The sequence below is a fragment of the Pseudomonas marincola genome (assembly GCF_900116605.1).
GTDB lineage: Bacteria > Pseudomonadota > Gammaproteobacteria > Pseudomonadales > Pseudomonadaceae > Aquipseudomonas > Aquipseudomonas marincola.
This window is the reverse complement of the sequence record NZ_FPBC01000005.1, coordinates 204,197-222,721: the sequence shown is the minus strand read 5'-3', so window position 1 is coordinate 222,721 and position 18,525 is coordinate 204,197. Positions and strand designations below refer to the sequence as shown.

Genomic DNA, 18,525 nt, shown 5'->3' with positions numbered 1-18,525 from the left:
TACAAGGCAGTTTTCCAGAACTGTGCCTGATACCGATATTCAGTGAGTCCAAACCGCAGGACAAACTATTTTATTGCGCCGATTTATGACTTTTAATCACTTCTGTAAAAGGCCAAAAATCGTCAACCAGCAAGCGTCGATCAACCTGCTTCAAGACCGATAAAGTCTCAGTCTATGTTTCGCAATCGCACGCTGGTCGTGCACGCCCAGGCGTGTACCCGGCGCAATATTCCATGCACGCCATGACGCAGCATCGCGTCCGTTTCAGCGATGCCTATTCATGACTTTTTGGCGACTAACGCAGGATGCAAATGGACTTGAATTGACCAGGCTTCATGCAAAAACACGCGCCGCGCCAAAGCCCCATCAAAGCCAATCCGTCTGCCAGGGGTAAGTCGATAACGCCTGGCAACCCTGGGCTGTAATCAGCACCTGTTGCTCAAGCTTGATACCTTCTTTACCGTCCTGCTCGCCGATGTAGCTTTCAACGCACACCACCATGTTTTCTGCGAACACGCCGTCGTAGCCCGCACCCTCCCAGTCCGCGCCTTTATGCGCCAACGCCGGATATTCATCGGCAAGCCCGACACCGTGGGCAATGCAGCAGTAGCGATTGGGTTGATAGACTGACGGGATATCCCATGCCTGCTCAGAAAAATCGCGATAACTCAGGCCTGGGCGCAGCAGGTCCATGTTGAAATGTATTTGCTCATACGCGAGTGCATAGAGCCTGCGCTGATTATCCGTTGGTGCAACATGGCCAACCGTCCAGGCCCGGGAGATATCGGCGCAATAACCGTATGGGCCTATCAAATCGGTGTCGAACGAGACAACTTCACCCGCCTGCATAACCCGGTCACTGGACTCCTGCATCCAAGGGTTAGTCCGCGGGCCTGAAGCGAGCAGCCGGGTCTCTATCCACTCACCGCCATGACGAATGTTTTCATAATGCAGCCAGGCCCAGAGCTGGTTCTCAGTCATTCCGGGGTGTTGTTCGTCGTGCATGCGCTGGATGCCTTGTTGGCAGACGCTGATCGTCCAACGCATCAACTCGAGCTCATCAGCCGATTTGATCATCCTCGCGCGTTCCATCAGGCTGTGGCCTTCATAGAGAGACAGCCCTTTTGACTGGAGTAGCTCAAGCCCTTCGAAGTCTGCGCGATCCACTGCAAGCCTTGCATCAGCACCGGCATGGTGTTTGACCGTAGCGACGATCTCATCCGCCCATTGCGCTGCCTTCTCGCTAATGCGTGAGCCGGCGCCGAAATAGCTCCAGTTCAGCGCGGGGCGAATTTCATCCAGCAAACTGTTGCCGGCATGCAAGTGCTCACAGTTATGAAACTCCCAGAGAATCACCGGGCCATCGGCAAACACCAGGGCGTAGCGTGCGTAGTTATGCAGCGTCCAGATCTGCATGTTCGAGGTATCAGTGGCATAGCGAATATTCACCGGGTCATATAGCAGCACCGCAGCACATTGCTCTTTGCTCAACTGCTGACGAACCCGCTGCAACCGGAAGGCGCAGGCAGCGCGATAGGTGGCGGCTGAGACAGGGTTTTTCAACACCTGCTGGTTTGACTGGCCCGTTGGATACTTATTTTTATTTTCAAACATGGCTATTTTCCGTCATTCATATTTGCGCTTGCACAGCCCCAGGCGCTGCTGCATGCCTGTCATCGTGATCTGCATCTGGGATAACCGGCTCAACCTGAGCAGCCAGCGTCGAACTGGCCAGACCGCTTGGCGTCGCCTGATGTTGCAAGGGCGCATCGTCTTGCAGATAAACACCCGTTACCTTGCGCTGCGTCACCAGCACTGCCAGAAAGGCGGCGCAACCGGTGAAGAAGTAGTACAGACTGGAAGCACCAAAACTGGCCATCACCACGCCAGCAATCAGCGGACCGACTGCTGAACCCAGGCCAAAGGTAATCAGCAATATGCCGGCGAGTGAGACACGCAGATGCGCCTCGATGTTGTCATTTGCCAGGGCCACGCCCAGTGGATACAGACAGAACTGCAGGCAGCCAATCAGAATGCCCAGGCCAATCAAAGCAGTCATTGAGAGTTCATGGATAATGGCCATCGGCAAACAGGCCAGGGTCAGCATAACCGCGACCAGCCTGATCAGGCTGGCACGAGGGAATCGATCAGAAAGAAGGCCCAACGGCAGCTGAGCCAACAACCCGGCACCGATGGTCAATGCCATGAACAGCCCGATTTGTGCAGTATCCAACCCTTGTTCGCTGGCATAAATAGCGGCCAGCCCATAAAAGCTTCCATTGATCATGCCGGACACCAGCACGGTTGCCAGCGACTGCGGCACGCGGTGCAAAAAGTGCCTGATAACAACCGGCGCGGGTGGATGCGGTGTAGGGTGAATACTGCCGGTGAGTGCAACTGGCACCAGGCATAACGCGAATGCCATCGCCACGCCCAGCAGCGCATTAATGCCCAGATCGCCATTGATGCTCAATGCCAGCTGGCCCAGCATCATACCGACATAGGTCGACAGCATATAAATGGCCATAACACTGCCGCGCTGATGATTTTGCGAGCACTCGTTCAGCCAGCTTTCGAGCACCATCAGCTGACACATCATGGCCACGCCCACCAACAATCGCAGCATCAGCCAGACGCCCATGTTCTCGCTGAATGCATGGGCCAGGACTCCGGCTGCAATCACACCCGCACAGGCGACATAGGTACGGATATGTCCCACGCGATCGATCAGCGTATGACCAAGCCTTGCCCCCAGAACCATACCGAGCGCATTAGCGGCCATCAAAGCCCCGCTCCAGACCGCAGCACCACCACTGGCATTAAGACGCAGCGCCAGATAAGTCATCAGGAGGCTGGAACCCAATTGCATCAGCATGCACGCCAGATATAACGCACCAAATGCCCGAGTCAGCCCCAGCATGTGTGTTCTCCAACCCGCTATAAACAGGCTGCGCCCAGCCAGTGCCGGGCGCAGCGATCATTTGAGGTGACTGCGACTCATGCCAGGCCGTGGCGTTGTTTCCAGTCACCCGGATGCACCACATAACCGAACAGCGCGTGACCGCCATAGACCAGCTCGGTGCCTTCGGGTATCCATAACATCTGACCGGGTTCAACCCGATACAGCTGACCATTCGCCTGCAACTCGAAGCAGCCTTCAATGACGAAAATCACTTCGTCATACAACAGCGTCCAGGCCACTTCTGCCCCTTCCCAGCGAGCAAAGCCGATTCCGATATTGGGCGAGACCTCATTGCTGATCGCGCGCGCGACAAAGGCTTGCCCATTGCCATCCCCGGCGGCGCTTCTTAGCGCAAAATCCAGATCGCGGTGATCGACCAGCAACACCGGACCTTTACCAGTAGTGGCGACTAAAACACTCATAATTCACTCCGACTGTTCCAGGCCGCCAAACGTATACGCGAGCGCACGCCAATTCCGAGGAATGGCTCAGGGGGATTTAACGAAGGCATGCCGGTTACCGCCTGAATGTCACGCAGCTGGTTTGAATCTGCGCCAATCGCCAAGTCGGCCAGCAGGGTCCCGGAAATGGTGCCCCAAGCGGCACCTACGCCGTTGTCGCAGGCTGAGGCGTATACATTGTCCTGCAGCTCACCGAAGAAGTTGGTGAAGTTACGCGAAATCGCGTACACACCGCCCCACGTATGCGTGAACGGCACATCGGCCAACTGCGGATAACGCGCCAGAAAAGCCTTGCGATGATCATTACGTACGCCTTCGCGCATCGCATCACTGGTGCTACGACCATACTTGGGCACGTGCTTGTAGGTATTACGGATGATCAACCGACGATCTTGAGTCATGCGCACGGTGGTGCCCGCATGATCGGCAGGGGTTAGACCCCAATCGAGCTGGCCGCCGAACCGTGCCAGCTCGGCATCACTCAGCGGTCGCGTCCAGCTGGCAAACGTCATCACCGGCAGCAGGCGATTGCGCAAAAAGCCAAATTCCTGGGTGAATATACTGGTGCCCAAGAGCAATTTGGGTGTGGTTATCTGGCCATTGCTGCCGTGCAGAATCCATCCACCATTGGGGTCACGCTCCAGACGCTGAATGGGCGATTCTTCGAGTAGCTCTACATTCTCGGGCAAGCTAAGCCCCAGGCCATTGACCAGTGCTGCCGGTTGCATCAAATAGCATCCGGGTGTGTAGATTGCCTGGCTGTAATGCTGACTGCCGATGACGTCGGCTAATGCCTCGCCATTGACCCACTTGAATGGCTCGCCCAACTCGTCCATCAATTTCGCAAAGTGCTCGAGATGCGCCTGCCCACGAGGGCCGACTGCACCTTGATACTTGCCGGCATGAGACCACTGACAATCAATCCCATGCTTAGTGACCAACCCCTGTAACTGGCTGATGGCTGATCGGTTCAGCGACAACAGGCGTTGCTTGTGGGCCGGATCCGGGTGTTCCAGCGCAAACTTGTGCGGCAGATCAATCACAAACCCCGAATTGCGGCCCGAGGCGCCATACCCAACACGCTGGGCATCGACAAGAATGATCCGCGCTTGTGGCAATTGCTCAGCCAAACGCCGCGCCGCAGCAAGGCCGGCAAAGCCTGCGCCGATAACTGCAAAATCAGCCCGCTGCATCCCCTGTAAACGCTTCGCCGCAGGGAGGTCGTTCAGCGCGCTGTACCAACCGCAAGTTGAATCATCCAAAGGCAAATTAACGCTTTTATTATTCATGATGCGGCCCTCAGGCTACGGCTTGTTGCGCGGTTTGGCAGGATTGCATCCAGCTATTGCGTTGCAGCTGCGCTTGGCGCCCCAGCAGGACAAAACCGCAAAGCTTGCCTTCTGCGCTGTAGAACCCTGCACTCATGCCATCGTCGGTTGGCGTGCAACGCCACTCACCTGCTGTGCCCATTCCGGGCGGTAGCAGGCACAGAGGCGCGGCCGGGGTTTTAACCATGACCGGCATCAGCGGGTAGCTGACTGGGCTCGCGTGTCCTAGCAAGGTTTTACTCAGCGCCTGAATGCCCTGGTTGATTGGTGCCAGATACGGCAACAGTTGCCCGTCAATCTCGATGCAGTCACCCAAAGCAAAGATCCCGGCAACCGAAGTCTGCAAATGAGCGTCGACCTTTATCCCACGATCGGTGGCAATACCACTGCGCTGCGCCAGTTCCAGATTGGGCCGCAATCCAACAGCGGACAGCACCAGATCAGCTTGCAGTTGCTGGCCGTTGGTAAGGCTAAGGTTGTACCCATGTTCGTTACGCTGAACCCGTTCAAGTGAATTGCGCAGATACCAGCTAACGCCCTGCTCGCTCAATGCACGCTGTAAATGCTGGCCGGCATCCGCCGGAAGAAGACGCTCCATCGGCCATTGGCCCAAACCGATAACACTCACATCAAAACCATTGCTGGCAAGGTCATTGGCAAACTCGCAGCCAATCAGCCCATCACCCAGAATTGCCACACGCTTAATGCCCACCAGACGCTCACGAAAACGCTGATAATCGTTGAGGTTGTTAACGCTGAGCAGCGCTTCATTGTCTCCGGAAATAGGCAGGCGAATTGGCGATGCACCGCTGGCCAGAACCAGTTGGCCGTACTCCATCTCACCTAAATTGGTGTGCAGTACACGCTTGTTGCTGTCGATTTTATCTACCTTGCAGTGCGCATAAACTCGCAAGCCCAGACGCTTTTCGATTGCCATTGCTGACTCACCTGTCAGCCCCTCAGCGGTCTTGCCCTGAGCCAGGCCGATAGACAATGCAGGCTTTGAATACAGATGTCCGGAATCCTGAGTCAGCACGCGAATTTCAACATTGGCGTCACTGCGACGCAGTGCCTGAGCCAAGCCATAACCTGCATAACCACTGCCGATGATGACGATAGGCTGACGCGGCAGAGCCGCTGCAACAGGAGCCGGCTTAACCGGCGCAGCCGCCACAGCAATAACCGGCTCATTGATTTCGAGCATTTCAAAATCACTTTTACCAACCCCACACTCCGGGCATACCCAATCTTCGGGTACGTCTTCCCAGCGAGTACCTGCGGCAATTCCGTCTTTAGGCCAGCCTTCGGCCTCGTCGTAAATCAGGCCGCACACCACACAGAGCCACTTTTTCATGATTGCCTCCGTCACTCGCCAGTCACACGAATCGCGACGTTTTTAGTCCGCACATAGCTGTACAGCGCCTCCTGGCCTTTCTCACGCCCGAAGCCAGACAAGCCCACGCCACCAAAGGGGGTTTCGATGCCGCCCGCGTACCACTCATTAATGAATACCTGGCCTGCTTTCAGTCGCCGGGTACAGCGCATGGCGCGGCTGATATCCTGGGTGAACACACCGGCCACCAAGCCGAAATCGGTGCCATTGGCGATGCTCAGCGCTTGCTCTTCGGTGTCGAACGGAATCACCGCCAAGACCGGCCCGAACACTTCTTCCTGAGCGATGCCCATTTGCGGCGTTACATCGCGCAATACCGTGGGCCGCATGAAGTGGCCATGGCGATCACTGAAGGCTTCGCCACCGGTTGCCACAATTGCACCTTCCTCGACGGCGCGGCGGCAAAGCTTCTCGATACCGGACAACTGCGCCGCGCTGATTACCGGCGTGAGATCCGGATTATGCTCACCCGCTCCGACCGTCAGACCCTGGGCAAGCTGAACCACTGACTCAACCACTTCTTCGTAGATTTCACGTTGCACCAACAGCCGCGACATGGCTGAACAGACTTGGCCTGCGTTGAAGAAAATCCCACCCTTGACGCTCGACAACACTTGCTCACGGTCGGCATCGGCAAACACCAATGCCGCCGATTTACCGCCCAATTCCATAACGCTTGGGGTGGCATTCTCAGCAGCAGCACGCAAGATAGACTGTCCGGTTGGCACCGAGCCGGTAAATACAATCTGATCAACCTGTTTGCTGCTGACCAGATAATTGCCCACTTCACGTCCGCGCCCACAGATGAGGTTGACCGCACCTTTGGGCAAATCGACTTTGGCGATGGCCTTGATCAATACACACATTCCCAGCGGCGACAGTTCTGGCGACTTAATCACCACCGCGTTCCCTGCTGCCAAAGCGGGGGCCAGAGAGCGTGCGCAGATTGACACAGGGAAATTCCACGGCACAATTTGCGCCGAGACGCCCATTGGATCGTATTGGGTAAAATCCATGTAGCCATTACCCAACGGAATCGAAGTGCCTTCGATCTTGTCCGCCATGCCAGCGTAGTATTCGAAGTAGCGTGCGGCCTCGGTGAACTCATCACGCGCATCGTTCAGGCTTTTGCCATTTTCCTGGCAAAGGACCCAGGCGCCCTCTTCGGCTACTGCACGAATCTCGGCGGCTATTTGCAACAGCCAGGTCACTCGTTGCGCCGGACGCACCCGGCTCATTGCTTGGCTGTCAGCACAACGCCGTGCTGCCTCGAGGGCGCGCTGAGCATCTGCAACCGAAGCCTGAGCAATGGTTGCCAGCGGCTCGCCTGTGGCAGGTTGATTGACGCTGAGACGGCTGGAGCTGTCGACCCATTCGCCGTCGATAAAATTAAGCCAGTGATTAGCAATTGCACTCATGACTCTCTCCTCAGGCCAACTGGTCGGTGGACAAGAATTGACGCGCCGCCCAGGTGTGGAAAAAGTGGGTCGGGATGTCCATCTCGGGCGAGAATGCGCCGCCCTTGTAGCCAGGTGAGTAACGGCCTTTCTGCATGCCTTCTACCGAGCTGATGTCTTCAGCGAAAACCACCTTCCAAGATTCAAGAATCGAGTTGCGGCAGGCGGCATACTCGTCGTTAAGCGCCTCATCACCGACATAGAACAAGCGCAGATGCTCAATGGTGCGCCCAGGTGCAACCGGCTCGAGTTGCATGGCAAAAGCGTGATCCGCCTGAATGCCAAGCAGCACGTTAGGGAAAAACGCCACGTATTCGGCATTGCGCAGACGATCCTGTGGCCAGCTCGGGAACATTGGCAGGTGCGTACCGGCCACGTCAGACAGGTTGTAGGCGTAGCTGCCTTGCCCGGCAAAGCTGTCACCGAACATGATGTTGTAGTGATCTTCAAGTCGCGAATAGGTGTTCAGGCTCGGGTGAACCCACGGCAGGTGGTAAGCCTCGCAATAATTCTCGACGGCCAGTTTCCAGTTGCAATTGATGTCCAGCGTGGTGGCATCAAAACCAGGGCGACGGCGCAGCAAATCCATGCCGTCGGCACCGAGGAACTGGGTCCAGCGATCGGTCAGCGGGGCGAGCATGTCCTCCAGCGGCTGTGCGTCGCCGGACAGGTTGATGAACACCATGTCCATCCAGATAGCACTGCGCAAAGCCTTGAGGCCATGCTTCTCGCAAGCGAAACGGTCATCTTTGTGCTTGTCGATACCGCCAACATGCGGTGTACCGCGCAAGCTGCCATTAAGGTCATACGTCCAGGAATGGTATGGGCAGCGAATAACACCCTGCACTTCGCCTTCTTCTTGCACCAGTTTCATGCCGCGATGGCTGCACACGTTGTGAAAGACCTGGACTAGGCCTTCGCGATTGCGCATCAACAGCAACGGCAAACCCATGAAATCGATCGGCTTGACCGAACCATTCTTGGTCAAGTCACTGGCAAAGCCGACACACGCCCAGGTTTTACCCATCACCTCATCGCGCTCCAGCTCAAAATAGCGCTGCTCGGTATAGAACTCGTTACCAAGACCAGTGGCTTGATGGATTGGATTGAGGACACTTTCCAGTTGCTGAACGGGAATGCGTTGAGAGATGGAATTGTTCATTGTTTTTCTCCCCTGCTGGGCACGTTAGGTCAGGTTCGGCAGGCGCATTGGCCACTCTCCGTTGACCGCGAGTTTCGAGAAAAACAGGGATTAGCGACAAACGATTATTTTCGTCAGCATTTATGACTTTTTATCACAGGTAATTAGCCAGCCACCGCTATTGGCGGACTTTAGTGATAAACCCAGCATACATATGACAAACGCTCATCAATCCATGCGTAAAAATAGCGCATCAGCTGGGCAATACGCGCGCGCGAAGAACCGCCGGTGTGCTCATTGCGTTACATGCAATGAGCACACCGGCGCATCTGCTGAAAACGCGGATCAGAGACCAACGTCAACAGCATCGGGAAGGGTTGGAAGTTGCGAGATTAACCAGGAGCGAAACTGCTTGACGCTCTGACGGGAAGACGTCCGGTTGCTGGGCTCAAGCAGGCAGAACTGACCCTCGGTGAGCAAGGTTGACTGAACAGGACGCACCAACGCACCAGTTTGCAGATGGTTATCAACCAGATTCGACCAGGCCAGGGCTATACCCTGCCCGCTGATCGCGGACTGCAACAGCATCGAGTAGCTGTTGATGTTGATCCGGTGCTTGGGCTCGACCATCTTCCGGCCGAGGCGCAAGAACCACTCGGACCAGCCGATCCAATCGCGCTGCGGATCCTCAAGCCATAGCAAGGTGCAGGTAGAAAATTGTTCGACGCTCACAAGCTCTGGGTGCTTGGCCAAATAACCCGGGCTGCACACCGGGAATACTTCTTCGGAAAACAACGGCGTAACCTGCATGCCTTTGGGCGCAGTTCGGCAATAGTAAAGCGCCAGATCGCAGTCCAGTCGCGAGTAGTCCTTGACGTGATCGTAGGCGATTATGCGCAGGTCGATGTCTTCGTTGTCACGCTGAAACTCGGCAACTTTTGGTAGTAACCACAGCGACGCCATTGCCGTGCTGGTGGCCACCGTGACTTGCTGGGCGCCGCGCCAATGGCGGATCTCGCCGGTGGCACTGGCGAGTTGCAGCAAAGACTCACGCACAACCTCGTAATACTGATTGCCCGTTGGGGTCAGGCTCATGGCTCGGGTTGTACGCTCGAACAGCGCCTTTCCCAGATAGTCCTCTAGCAGACGCACTTGGCGACTGATCGCTCCCTGCGTCACGTTGAGCTCGTTCGCGGCGAAGGTGAAACTCAAATGTCGCGCGGCGCTCTCAAAGGCAACCAGGCTATTGAGTGGCGGCAGTGGATTAATTTTCATCAGGCAATCCGTAATTCTTTGTTTTTATATCGACCCGCTGCCGCGCTCCAACTCAATCAACCAGTGAATTGTTGAGAGAAATGACTGGCGAGTCGCGAATATCGAGCCCGCCTTTTACGCCATCCGAGATTCACTCCGCCAGTGTTTTCTGCAAATCGACTGCATCAATTTGTGAGAAAACGACCACCGGTAAGTCGCTGCAATAAAAGCAAAAAGCCTGCACTCAGGCAGACTTTTCTTGAGTCGATTTCAGACTTGAGAATGCCCTCCTAATATCAGAAACGCATGTTATATGGATCGCACGAAAAGTCTCTGCTTTTCAGACGATTGCCGACGTTCGCCTAAATATCCAACACCAGACAAGCACTTTTAGCCCGTGAGCAACAGGGTGTGAACTGGTCGTTCATAGCGTGTTCAGCGGGTGTCATAAAGGCATCGCGGTGGTCGGGCTGGCCGTCGATCACGCGAGTCAGGCAAGTGCCGCATATGCCCTGCTCGCACGACACAGGAATGATCACGCCAGCTTCATCGAGAACTTGTACCACCGTTTTGTCTGCCGGAATTTGCAACACCAGACCGCTGCTGTTCAACCGGACTTCAAAACTAGTGTCATCAGCCGTAACTGTAGGCGCAGCGCTGAAGTATTCGCGGTGCAGGCGATTTTCCGACCAGCCCAATGCTCGCGCACTCTCAAGTACAAAGTCCATGTAGCCCGTTGGCCCGCAGACGTACAAGTGGGTTTGCGTGCATTGCCTGGCCAGAACAGCTGTAATGTCGAGCCGTTGTTGCTCATCACCATCATCAAGGTGAACATGAACATTGGCGGCAAATTCGAGCTGCTGCAGGCGCCTGACAAACGCCGCTTGCTGCGCAGAGCGACTCGAATAGTGCAGTTCAAACGCAGCCCCATTTGAAGCCAGGCGTTGCGCCATGCAGATGATCGGCGTGATACCAATCCCCCCGGCGAACAACACACTTCGCGGTGCGCTTTCATCCAGCGCAAACAGATTGCGTGGCTCGCTGATCCATATTCTCTGGCCGACGCGCAGTGCTTCGTGCACAGCGCTCGAGCCACCTCGCGAAGCTGGGTCTTTGAGGACAGCAATGCAGTAACGAGTGCGTTCTTGCGGATTATTGAACAGCGAGTACTGACGGACCAGCCCGTTGGGTAGGTGCACATCGATGTGCGAACCGGCAGCAAATGCTGGCAAGTCACTGCCATCAGGATTAACCAACTCAACGCTGACAATGTCTCTGGCGACCAGGCGCATGGCCGAGATCAATACGTCCATCACGATGCACTCCGGGCGAAAACTGCATCATCCGCCTGTTTTTCTGCTGCAATGATGCGTTCGATAATTCGGCGCGACTGCACCCCGCCAGCATCGATATTGAGTTTGAGCAGATTGCGTTCGGGATGCGCCAACAAGTTGCGTTGCTGACGTTCGAGCATTTCCAGATCCTCCGAGAAGATCTTGCCTTGACCCGCGCGAATGGTCTCGGTCAACTCAGCGTCTTGCGCCTTGAAGTTGCGCGCCATGCCCCAGAAATACCAGATGGATGTGTCGGTCTCCGGGGTAATGAAATCCACCACGATACTGCCGGCCTTGTGCTCTGGCGCGGCGTCATAACCGCCGTTGCCCGCATGCGCTACACCCACTTCAATCATTACATGGCTTGGTGGTGAGAAGCGGCAGATCTGCCAGCGATCCACCGACACATCATCGGCCAAACCATTCCCGCGCAATGCCGCACGCCAGAACGGTGGCGGCATGACACCTTCCATGAAGCGACTGGTGATCACGTTCTGGCCGTCAACTTTAGTGGTCACCGGCGCTTCATCGATCTCTTTCTGACCAATGCTGGAAGCATGCACATAGGTTTCATGGGTCAGATCCATGAGGTTGTCGACCATCAGCCGATAATCGCAATTGATGTGGAACAAGCCACCGCCGTACGCCCACTCAGGATTCTGAGCCCATTCAAGATGAGGAATCAGGTCGGCACTGGCTTGCTTGGGATCACCCGGCCACACCCAGATAAAGCCATAACGCTCCTCTACCGGGAAACTGCGAATTGCCGGAAAACCCTGCACACGCTGATTCGGCATGCCGGCCACCTTGCCATTACATTCCATCACCAGCCCGTGGTAGCCGCACACCAGTTGACCGTTCTGCACATAACCAAGGGACAACGGCGCTCCACGATGCGGGCAAAAATCCTCAACGGCCGCGACCCGGCCTTCGTGGCCACGGTAGAACACAATGCTCTCGTTACAGACCTTGCGCCCCAATGGCTTATCCGCAATTTCATCCGGGGTGCAGGCAACGTACCAGGCGTTTTTCGGGAACATGCTCAGCTCTCGCTTATTGTTATCAATGGATCCAACTTAAGCAAAATCTACTCATAACACTGAGCTTAATCTAGCCATTGGATCCAGCGAGTGTGCGATTAACGAACACAATAAGCTCCGATAACTCGCCAAATCCAACACTGGAACCAGGGACTGGTTCAAGAGTACATTGGCAACCTATAAATCTAATTGGATCCAATAGAGGCTTTAATGAGCGGTTCAGGCCAGCGCGTACTCAATCTGTTACGCAAGATGATCATCGACGGCGAGTTCCCTGCCGGTGAGCGGCTCGCAGAGATTCCCACAGCCGAACGGCTGGGCGTGTCGCGGATGCCTGTGCGCATGGCTTTTCGCGCTTTGGAACAGGAAGGCCTGCTGATTCGGCTCGGCGCCCGTGGCTTCACGGTTAAACAGATGACCGCCGATGATCTTGCCGGAGCGGTTGAAGTCCGTGGCGTTCTTGAGGGGCTGGCCGCGCGCCAGGCAGCAGAACGCGGGATACCAACCGGGATTCGTGAGGTGTTGCTGTCCTGCCTTGAACAAGGCGATCAGTTATTCGCCAAGGGCTACGTCAGCGAGGAGGATCTGGCTGAATATCACGACATCAATAAGCGCTTTCATCAGGCAATTATCGACGCCAGCAATAACATGGCCATCGCCGAGGCGCTTGCCCGCAATGAGCACCTGCCCTTCGCGTCCGTCAGCTCATTAGCCGTCGACCGCAACGACCTGGCTCTGGAGTACCGCCGCTTCAACTTTGCCCATATGCAACATCACACCGTCGTAGATGCGCTGTTAAGCGGCCAGGGCGCACGTGCCGAGATGATCATGCGTGAGCACGCCAATGCCACATTGCGCTACGCACATCTTTTCGGCTCCACGCCGAGGGACGGGCTCAAAATCATTCAGTGATGGCTGAATCAAGGCTGCACGAGAATCCGCACAGAGCAATAGACCGTGTTCGAAACTTGGCAGATCTGAGCAAACGCAGCGGCCTGCCCCGTCGCCAAAGCAGCCCTGCTGCTTGGCGAGGGGCAGCAATTAGGGCTTACACCACAAACCCGTAAAGGTCCCACTCGGCTTCAGATATGTCCAGCTCCAGGCGTTGCAACTCGGCCCGTTTAATCGCTACAAACGACTCGTGCAAACACTGCCCGAATACCTCTTGCATGAAAGCGGATTGCTCAAAGCGATCAATTGCGCCTTTCCAGCTGGTCGGCAAATCCGCCACATGCTCCTTGCTGTAGCCATTGCCCTCTACCGCAGGGCCCGGGTCGGTTTCTTCGCGAATACCTTTCATGGCCCCGGCTAATGTCACTGCGGCCACCAGATACGCGTTGGCATCAACGCCGGCTACGCGGTGCTCGAAGTGACGGGTCTGGGCTGAACCGTCAGGTACGCGCAATGCCACTGTGCGGTTTTCAAAGCCCCAGGTATCCGATGCTGGCGAGTAGACCGCCGAGGCAAACCGCCGCCACGAGTTGAGGAACGGCGCCAGAATCAGCGCCGTGTCGCCTACTGTTTTGCGGATGCCGCCGATGGACTGCAGCATCAGCGGGCTCAATTCACCCGAAGGCTGATCAGCGTACAAGTTGCTGCCGCCTTCATCGTTCAATGACAGATGCAGGTGCATACCCGAACCGGCTTCTTGCCCGAACGGTTTGGCCATGAAGCAGGCCTCCACGCCGAAGCGACGGGCCACCGAGCGAATCAGGCGCTTGGCCAATATCACATCATCCGCGGCGCGCAGCAGGTCCCGGTAGCGGATGGTCAGCTCGTACTGACCTACCGCGTATTCCGAAATAACCGACTCCATGGGAATGCCCAGATGCTCGGCACCGGCGTAGATCATCTCGAACAAGGGCGACATTTCATCCAGTTCATCAACCGCCATGGTGTTGCGATTAAGCGAGCGGCGGCCCGACAGTAAGTAGCGCGCCGGCTGATACCGTCCGTTGGCATCACGTTCTTTGTCGATCAGGTAAAACTCAAGCTCAAACGCGCCCATGGGTGCGTAGCCGGCCTTGTTGGCGGCCTCGACCTGCCGGACCAGAACTGCACGCGGATCGGCATTAAAGGGCGTGCCATCGGCGTTGTACATGCTCACCAGCACCACGCCCCGCCCTGAATGGGGTTGCAAACCGAGCGTTCCCGGCACTGGCCAGCAGCGTTTGTCGCCACCGCCATCGTGCAATACCAGTGAACAGTCGACGTCATCACCCGCAACATCCTGTCCAAACAGCGAGGTCGGCATGGCGCGTCCCGACTCATACAGCGACTCCAGCTCATGCCGGCGAATGGTCTTGCCACGCCCGATGCCGTGGCAATCGGTCATGACAATGTCGACGCCTTTAACGTCCGGATACTTGGCCAGAAACTGATTCAGCTCTTCCATCGTGGCCCCTGAGGGCGATTTAGCATTCATATCGGTGACCAATAGTGGGCAGGGAGTTAGTCAATCAAACCCAGATTACGGGCGTGAGCATAGGTCAGCTCAATGACTTTTTGCGTCTTGGCGATCAGCTCATCGGCTTCGGCGTGCGTCAGGCTGAACGGCGGCGCGATGACCATCCGATCGCCAACCGCGCGCATGACCAGGCCATTGTTGAACGAGTGTTCACGGGCGATCATGCCGATCCTGGCCTCGGCCGGGAAGCTGCTGCGTTTGGCCTTGTTCGAACTGAACTGAAAGGCGCCAATCAGGCCGGCCATAACCGCTTCACCCACCATCGGATGCTCAGCCAGTGCCTTCCATTTCTGCTGCAGATAAGGGCCTATGTCATCGCGCACGCGCGTGACCATTTGCTCTGACTCGAGAATCTCAAGGTTGGCAATCGCCGCCGCACACGCAGCCGGGTGGCCGGAATAGGTAAAACCGTGGGCAAACTCATCCCCGCGCTCAAGCAACACTTGGGCGATGCGATCGGACACGGCCACAGCGCCCATAGGCACATAGCCCGAGGTGATGCCCTTGGCCATAGTCATGAAATCGGGCTCGGTGCCCATCAACTCGCAGCCAAACCACTCACCTGTGCGCCCGAAGCCGCAGATAACCTCATCGGAAATCAGCAGAATGTCACGCGCTTTGAGGCCCGCCGAGAGTGCCGGCCAGTAGGTAGAAGGTGGAATGATGACCCCACCAGCGCCCTGAATCGGCTCGGCAATCATCGCGGCAACTTCGTCGGCACCGATTTCGTCGATCATGTCGAGGGTTTGTTGTGCCACATGCAGGCCGAAGGCTTCCGGGGTCATGTCGCCGCCATTCGCCCACCAGAACGGTTGAGGCGCGTGCACCACATCGGGAATCAGCATGCCGCCCTGTGCGTGCATACCGCCAAAGCCGCCCAATGAGGCCGCCGCGACTGTAGAGCCGTGATAGCCATTGGTGCGACCCACCATGATGCGTTTCTCGGGCTTGCCTTGCAGCTCCCAAAAGTAGCGGGCCAGACGGAAAATCGTGTCGTTGGATTCAGAGCCGGAACCGGTATAGAAAAAGTGGTTGAACTGCGCTGGCGTGACTGCTGCCAACTTGCGCGACAACTCGATAACCGGCGGGTGCGAGGTATTGAAGAAGGTGTTGTAGAACGTCAGTTCGCTGAGCTGACGGGACACCGCGTCAATAATCTCCTGACGACCATGCCCAACGGACACACACCACAGCCCGCTCATGCCATCAAGCAACTGGTTGCCTTCGGTGTCGGTGAGATACACCCCTTTGGCCGAGCTGATCACGCGCACGCCACGGTCATTCAATTCGCGGGAATTGGTAAACGGGTGCAGGTGGTGCTGCGCATCGGTGTGTTGCAATGCCAAGGTTTGTTTCGACAAGCTCATGATTTCCTCTCTATTGCTTGGGCACGAAGGCCCTGCTGTTATTGGGTTGCGACGCTGCGGTCGGTCAACCGGGAAAAATTAAGTCGCGGCTTTGTAATTGAGTGTTCACCGCTACCAGGCTTACCCGGCGAGCGGCTTTTCTTGATCATTTATGCGGCGTAGATCCCAACCAATTCAGGCCTATGAACCCGCCGGCAACGCATCCAGTTCCGGCATCGCCACCTGCAGCGCCTTGGCGCACAGCTGCACGGCCTGATCGATATCGCGCTTGGTAGCGCCTGACATCTGCGCTGGATGCTTACAGCAATAAATTTCATAACTTTTTGCGATCGCAGATCACACGATATAGGCTTAACGAGAGATTTCGCAAGCCCATCGAATAGATATATTTTTGTGCCCTGCTGCGGCTGACTTTTGCGGAAAAATCGGCGTTCAAGCGCCCTTCTGACGTGATACCGCCGGGTTAGGCGTCATCAATGTGCCAATTTTTTCTGGCCCGACGTGCCGCTGCAGAATAAGATTCCACAGGCGCACAAGCTTGTAGAACTGTTTGGCGAGCACCACCGCAGAGTCCTCACATGGAGAACACGTGAAAGATAAAAGCCCGATAGGCCTTGAAACCATTGAAGTGGCCCCGCTCCATGAAGTCGTCTATCAACGGCTGACGCATGCGCTGATGTCGGGCCAGATCAAGCCCGGTCAAAAACTCACTTCACGCAAGATTGCCCATGAGTTGGGCACCAGCGACATGCCGGTTCGCGCCGCGCTGATGAAGCTGCAATCGCTCAAGGCGCTGGACCAATTGCCCAATGGCTCGCTCACGTTGCCAGTCATGACCCGTCAGCGCTTTGCCGATCTGATGAGCACGCGATTGGTGTGTGAAGTTGCAGCGGCTCGGGCGGCAGCCGATGCGTTCAAAAAGGCTGAGCTCAAAGCAATTCAAAACGCCTCCTCTGCCCTGACTCAAGCCGCCAAGAACAAGGACATCGACGATTACCTGCTGCGCAATTACGAATTCAAATTCATGATCTATCGCGCCTGCCATTCAGAGTCGTTGATCTTTCTGATCGAGACACTCTGGCTGCAAGTCGGCCCGTTCCTGCGCCAGTTTGGCAGCAGTTACGCGGGCAATCTGGAGGCCATTCTCGACATCGATTACCACGAGGAAATCGTCGAAGCACTCGGCCGTGGCGATGGTGATGCAGCCGCTGAGGCGTTGCGCAAAGACATCGCCGACGGCATGGCTTTTCTGTTGGAGCATGGCGAGTTTCAGTGACGGTGAGCCCGGTTGAACTAAGCCGGTTGCGCTTTGAAGCGGCTCCGGTATTCACTGGGGGACAGCCCGACAATGCGCGTGAAAACCTTACGAAAGGCACTGGGGTCGGAGTAGCCAACGGCCCACGCCACGCGCTCCACCGACAGGTGGCCCAGTTGCAGCGCTGATCGCGCCTTGCTGACCCTGAGTTGCTGGCAATATTCTGATGAAGTCATGCCGGTGGCTTTTTGAAAGCGCCGCAAGAACGTGCGCTCTTCGAGGTTGGCCAATGCTGCCAGCTGGGCAAGCGACACATCCTTGCCTTCTACCGTTTGCAGCCAGTGCTGGACTTTAAGGATGGCACTGTCGCCATGCGCCAGTCGCGGCGCAAACATGCTGTAGTAGCGCTGCTCCCTTCCCGGCACATCAATCAGCAACACTTGCGCGGTCTGCAGCATCACATTCGGCCCGAGAAAACGCTCGACCAACCGCAGGCCCAAATCTGTCCAGCTCATCAGGCCGCTGCTGGTAATGATGTCTACGTCATCGATCAATAGTTGGTCGGTGTCTACGCAAATATCCGGAAAACGCGCCTCGAACGCCTCGGCTAGTGCCCAGTGCGCGGTAACCGTGCGCTGGTTAAGCAGCCCGGTTTCGGCCAGCACAAAAGTACCTGCACAAACAGAGGCCAGGATGCCGCCATTGGCATGCACGCCTTGCAGCCATGTAACGGTCGTGGCAACGCGGTGTGGATCAATCGGATCACCGAGCTTTGGCGGCACAATCACCACGGCCAGCTCGCAGGGCAAGTCTGGCGAGCTGTCGAACACCCGCACGGGTGGCGTTTTCTCAGAGCTTGCCTGCCAGTGCGTTACACGTACGGGATTGTGCTCGAGGCCTGCATGTTCAGCCGCAATTCCTCCTGCCATCAGCAGTAAATCAGTCACGCCAAGCACGGCCGCCTGCTGCGCTGACGGGTATAAAACTACACCGATTTCGATTGGCTGCATGGTTGTCATGTGTCGTTTTTTACCCGAATTATGTCGATATGGCCACTCGATACTCT

The 18,525-nt window shown here is 56.3% G+C and carries 15 protein-coding genes and 1 pseudogene; 2 read left to right on the top strand and 14 right to left on the bottom strand.

Annotated features, from left to right (window positions below):
* Window positions 1-366: 366 nt before the first annotated feature.
* The 11 genes and pseudogenes from BM395_RS10525 to BM395_RS10480 all read right to left on the bottom strand — a co-directional run bounded on the left by BM395_RS10525 (window position 367) and on the right by BM395_RS10480 (window position 12,370).
* Window positions 367-1,614 carry a M24 family metallopeptidase gene (locus BM395_RS10525; protein ID WP_090511521.1) on the bottom strand — a complete coding sequence of 416 codons (1,248 nt, stop codon included), beginning with the start codon at window positions 1,612-1,614 and terminating at the stop codon, window positions 367-369.
* A gap of 16 nt (window positions 1,615-1,630) precedes the next feature.
* Complete coding sequence (locus BM395_RS10520) at window positions 1,631-2,920, bottom strand: MFS transporter (RefSeq protein ID WP_170860583.1); 1,290 nt, start codon at window positions 2,918-2,920, stop codon at window positions 1,631-1,633.
* A 77-nt stretch (window positions 2,921-2,997) separates the two neighbouring features.
* A complete protein-coding gene (locus BM395_RS10515) occupies window positions 2,998-3,384 on the bottom strand; it encodes a cupin domain-containing protein (RefSeq protein ID WP_069899792.1) in 387 nt (128 codons plus the stop codon).
* On the bottom strand, window positions 3,381-4,712 hold the full coding sequence (locus tag BM395_RS10510; protein WP_069899793.1) for an NAD(P)/FAD-dependent oxidoreductase: 1,332 nt from the start codon (window positions 4,710-4,712) through the stop codon (window positions 3,381-3,383). Before BM395_RS10510 ends, BM395_RS10515 begins: the two co-directional genes overlap by 4 nt.
* A 10-nt stretch (window positions 4,713-4,722) precedes the next feature.
* Window positions 4,723-5,955, bottom strand: a complete 1,233-nt coding sequence (locus BM395_RS10505; protein WP_244528972.1) for an FAD-dependent oxidoreductase — start codon at window positions 5,953-5,955, stop codon at window positions 4,723-4,725.
* Window positions 5,944-6,105, bottom strand: a pseudogene (locus BM395_RS23600) (rubredoxin); the annotation flags it as partial. The gene BM395_RS10505 and the pseudogene BM395_RS23600, both read right to left, overlap by 12 nt.
* 11 nt (window positions 6,106-6,116) lie before the next feature.
* Window positions 6,117-7,562, bottom strand: coding sequence for an aldehyde dehydrogenase family protein (locus tag BM395_RS10500; protein ID WP_090511516.1), 1,446 nt, complete (start codon window positions 7,560-7,562; stop codon window positions 6,117-6,119).
* 10 nt (window positions 7,563-7,572) lie between these two features.
* A complete protein-coding gene (locus tag BM395_RS10495) occupies window positions 7,573-8,763 on the bottom strand; it encodes an aromatic ring-hydroxylating oxygenase subunit alpha (RefSeq protein ID WP_090511510.1) in 1,191 nt (396 codons plus the stop codon).
* A gap of 324 nt (window positions 8,764-9,087) precedes the next feature.
* Window positions 9,088-10,017 (bottom strand): LysR substrate-binding domain-containing protein, encoded by a 930-nt coding sequence (locus tag BM395_RS10490; RefSeq protein ID WP_069899797.1) that lies wholly within the window; start codon window positions 10,015-10,017, stop codon window positions 9,088-9,090.
* 341 nt (window positions 10,018-10,358) lie between these two features.
* Window positions 10,359-11,312, bottom strand: a complete 954-nt coding sequence (locus BM395_RS10485; protein WP_090511508.1) for a PDR/VanB family oxidoreductase — start codon at window positions 11,310-11,312, stop codon at window positions 10,359-10,361.
* A complete protein-coding gene (locus BM395_RS10480; RefSeq protein ID WP_090511505.1) occupies window positions 11,309-12,370 on the bottom strand; it encodes an aromatic ring-hydroxylating oxygenase subunit alpha in 1,062 nt (353 codons plus the stop codon). Before BM395_RS10480 ends, BM395_RS10485 begins: the two co-directional genes overlap by 4 nt.
* A gap of 210 nt (window positions 12,371-12,580) precedes the next feature.
* On the opposite strand from BM395_RS10480, the gene BM395_RS10475 reads away from it, so the two are divergent.
* Window positions 12,581-13,282, top strand: a complete 702-nt coding sequence (locus tag BM395_RS10475; protein ID WP_090511503.1) for a GntR family transcriptional regulator — start codon at window positions 12,581-12,583, stop codon at window positions 13,280-13,282.
* Between the two features lie 136 nt (window positions 13,283-13,418).
* Here BM395_RS10475 and BM395_RS10470 read toward each other — a convergent pair whose 3' ends face one another.
* Together BM395_RS10470 and BM395_RS10465 are read right to left on the bottom strand one after the other, a co-directional pair.
* Window positions 13,419-14,765 carry a glutamine synthetase family protein gene (locus tag BM395_RS10470; RefSeq protein ID WP_212633020.1) on the bottom strand — a complete coding sequence of 449 codons (1,347 nt, stop codon included), beginning with the start codon at window positions 14,763-14,765 and terminating at the stop codon, window positions 13,419-13,421.
* Between the two features lie 56 nt (window positions 14,766-14,821).
* Window positions 14,822-16,207, bottom strand: a complete 1,386-nt coding sequence (locus BM395_RS10465; protein WP_425287603.1) for an aspartate aminotransferase family protein — start codon at window positions 16,205-16,207, stop codon at window positions 14,822-14,824.
* Window positions 16,208-16,793: 586 nt separating this feature from the next.
* Here BM395_RS10465 and BM395_RS10460 point away from each other — a divergent pair.
* Window positions 16,794-17,480 (top strand): GntR family transcriptional regulator, encoded by a 687-nt coding sequence (locus BM395_RS10460; protein ID WP_090511494.1) that lies wholly within the window; start codon window positions 16,794-16,796, stop codon window positions 17,478-17,480.
* 17 nt (window positions 17,481-17,497) lie between these two features.
* Here BM395_RS10460 and BM395_RS10455 read toward each other — a convergent pair whose 3' ends face one another.
* Window positions 17,498-18,478 carry a GlxA family transcriptional regulator gene (locus tag BM395_RS10455; protein ID WP_090511491.1) on the bottom strand — a complete coding sequence of 327 codons (981 nt, stop codon included), beginning with the start codon at window positions 18,476-18,478 and terminating at the stop codon, window positions 17,498-17,500.
* Window positions 18,479-18,525: the final 47 nt, after the last annotated feature.

What these genes read in the sequence shown, in the direction of transcription:
- BM395_RS10525 (WP_090511521.1), bottom strand. Translation starts at nt 1,614, where the DNA reads ATGTTTGAAAATAAAAATAAGTATCCAACGGGCCAGTCAAACCAGCAG.
- BM395_RS10520 (WP_170860583.1), bottom strand. Translation starts at nt 2,920, where the DNA reads ATGCTGGGGCTGACTCGGGCATTTGGTGCGTTATATCTGGCGTGCATG.
- BM395_RS10515 (WP_069899792.1), bottom strand. Translation starts at nt 3,384, where the DNA reads ATGAGTGTTTTAGTCGCCACTACTGGTAAAGGTCCGGTGTTGCTGGTC.
- BM395_RS10510 (WP_069899793.1), bottom strand. Translation starts at nt 4,712, where the DNA reads ATGAATAATAAAAGCGTTAATTTGCCTTTGGATGATTCAACTTGCGGT.
- BM395_RS10505 (WP_244528972.1), bottom strand. Translation starts at nt 5,955, where the DNA reads ATGCTCGAAATCAATGAGCCGGTTATTGCTGTGGCGGCTGCGCCGGTT.
- BM395_RS10500 (WP_090511516.1), bottom strand. Translation starts at nt 7,562, where the DNA reads ATGAGTGCAATTGCTAATCACTGGCTTAATTTTATCGACGGCGAATGG.
- BM395_RS10495 (WP_090511510.1), bottom strand. Translation starts at nt 8,763, where the DNA reads ATGAACAATTCCATCTCTCAACGCATTCCCGTTCAGCAACTGGAAAGT.
- BM395_RS10490 (WP_069899797.1), bottom strand. Translation starts at nt 10,017, where the DNA reads ATGAAAATTAATCCACTGCCGCCACTCAATAGCCTGGTTGCCTTTGAG.
- BM395_RS10480 (WP_090511505.1), bottom strand. Translation starts at nt 12,370, where the DNA reads ATGTTCCCGAAAAACGCCTGGTACGTTGCCTGCACCCCGGATGAAATT.
- BM395_RS10475 (WP_090511503.1), top strand. Translation starts at nt 12,581, where the DNA reads ATGAGCGGTTCAGGCCAGCGCGTACTCAATCTGTTACGCAAGATGATC.
- BM395_RS10470 (WP_212633020.1), bottom strand. Translation starts at nt 14,765, where the DNA reads ATGGAAGAGCTGAATCAGTTTCTGGCCAAGTATCCGGACGTTAAAGGC.
- BM395_RS10455 (WP_090511491.1), bottom strand. Translation starts at nt 18,478, where the DNA reads ATGACAACCATGCAGCCAATCGAAATCGGTGTAGTTTTATACCCGTCA.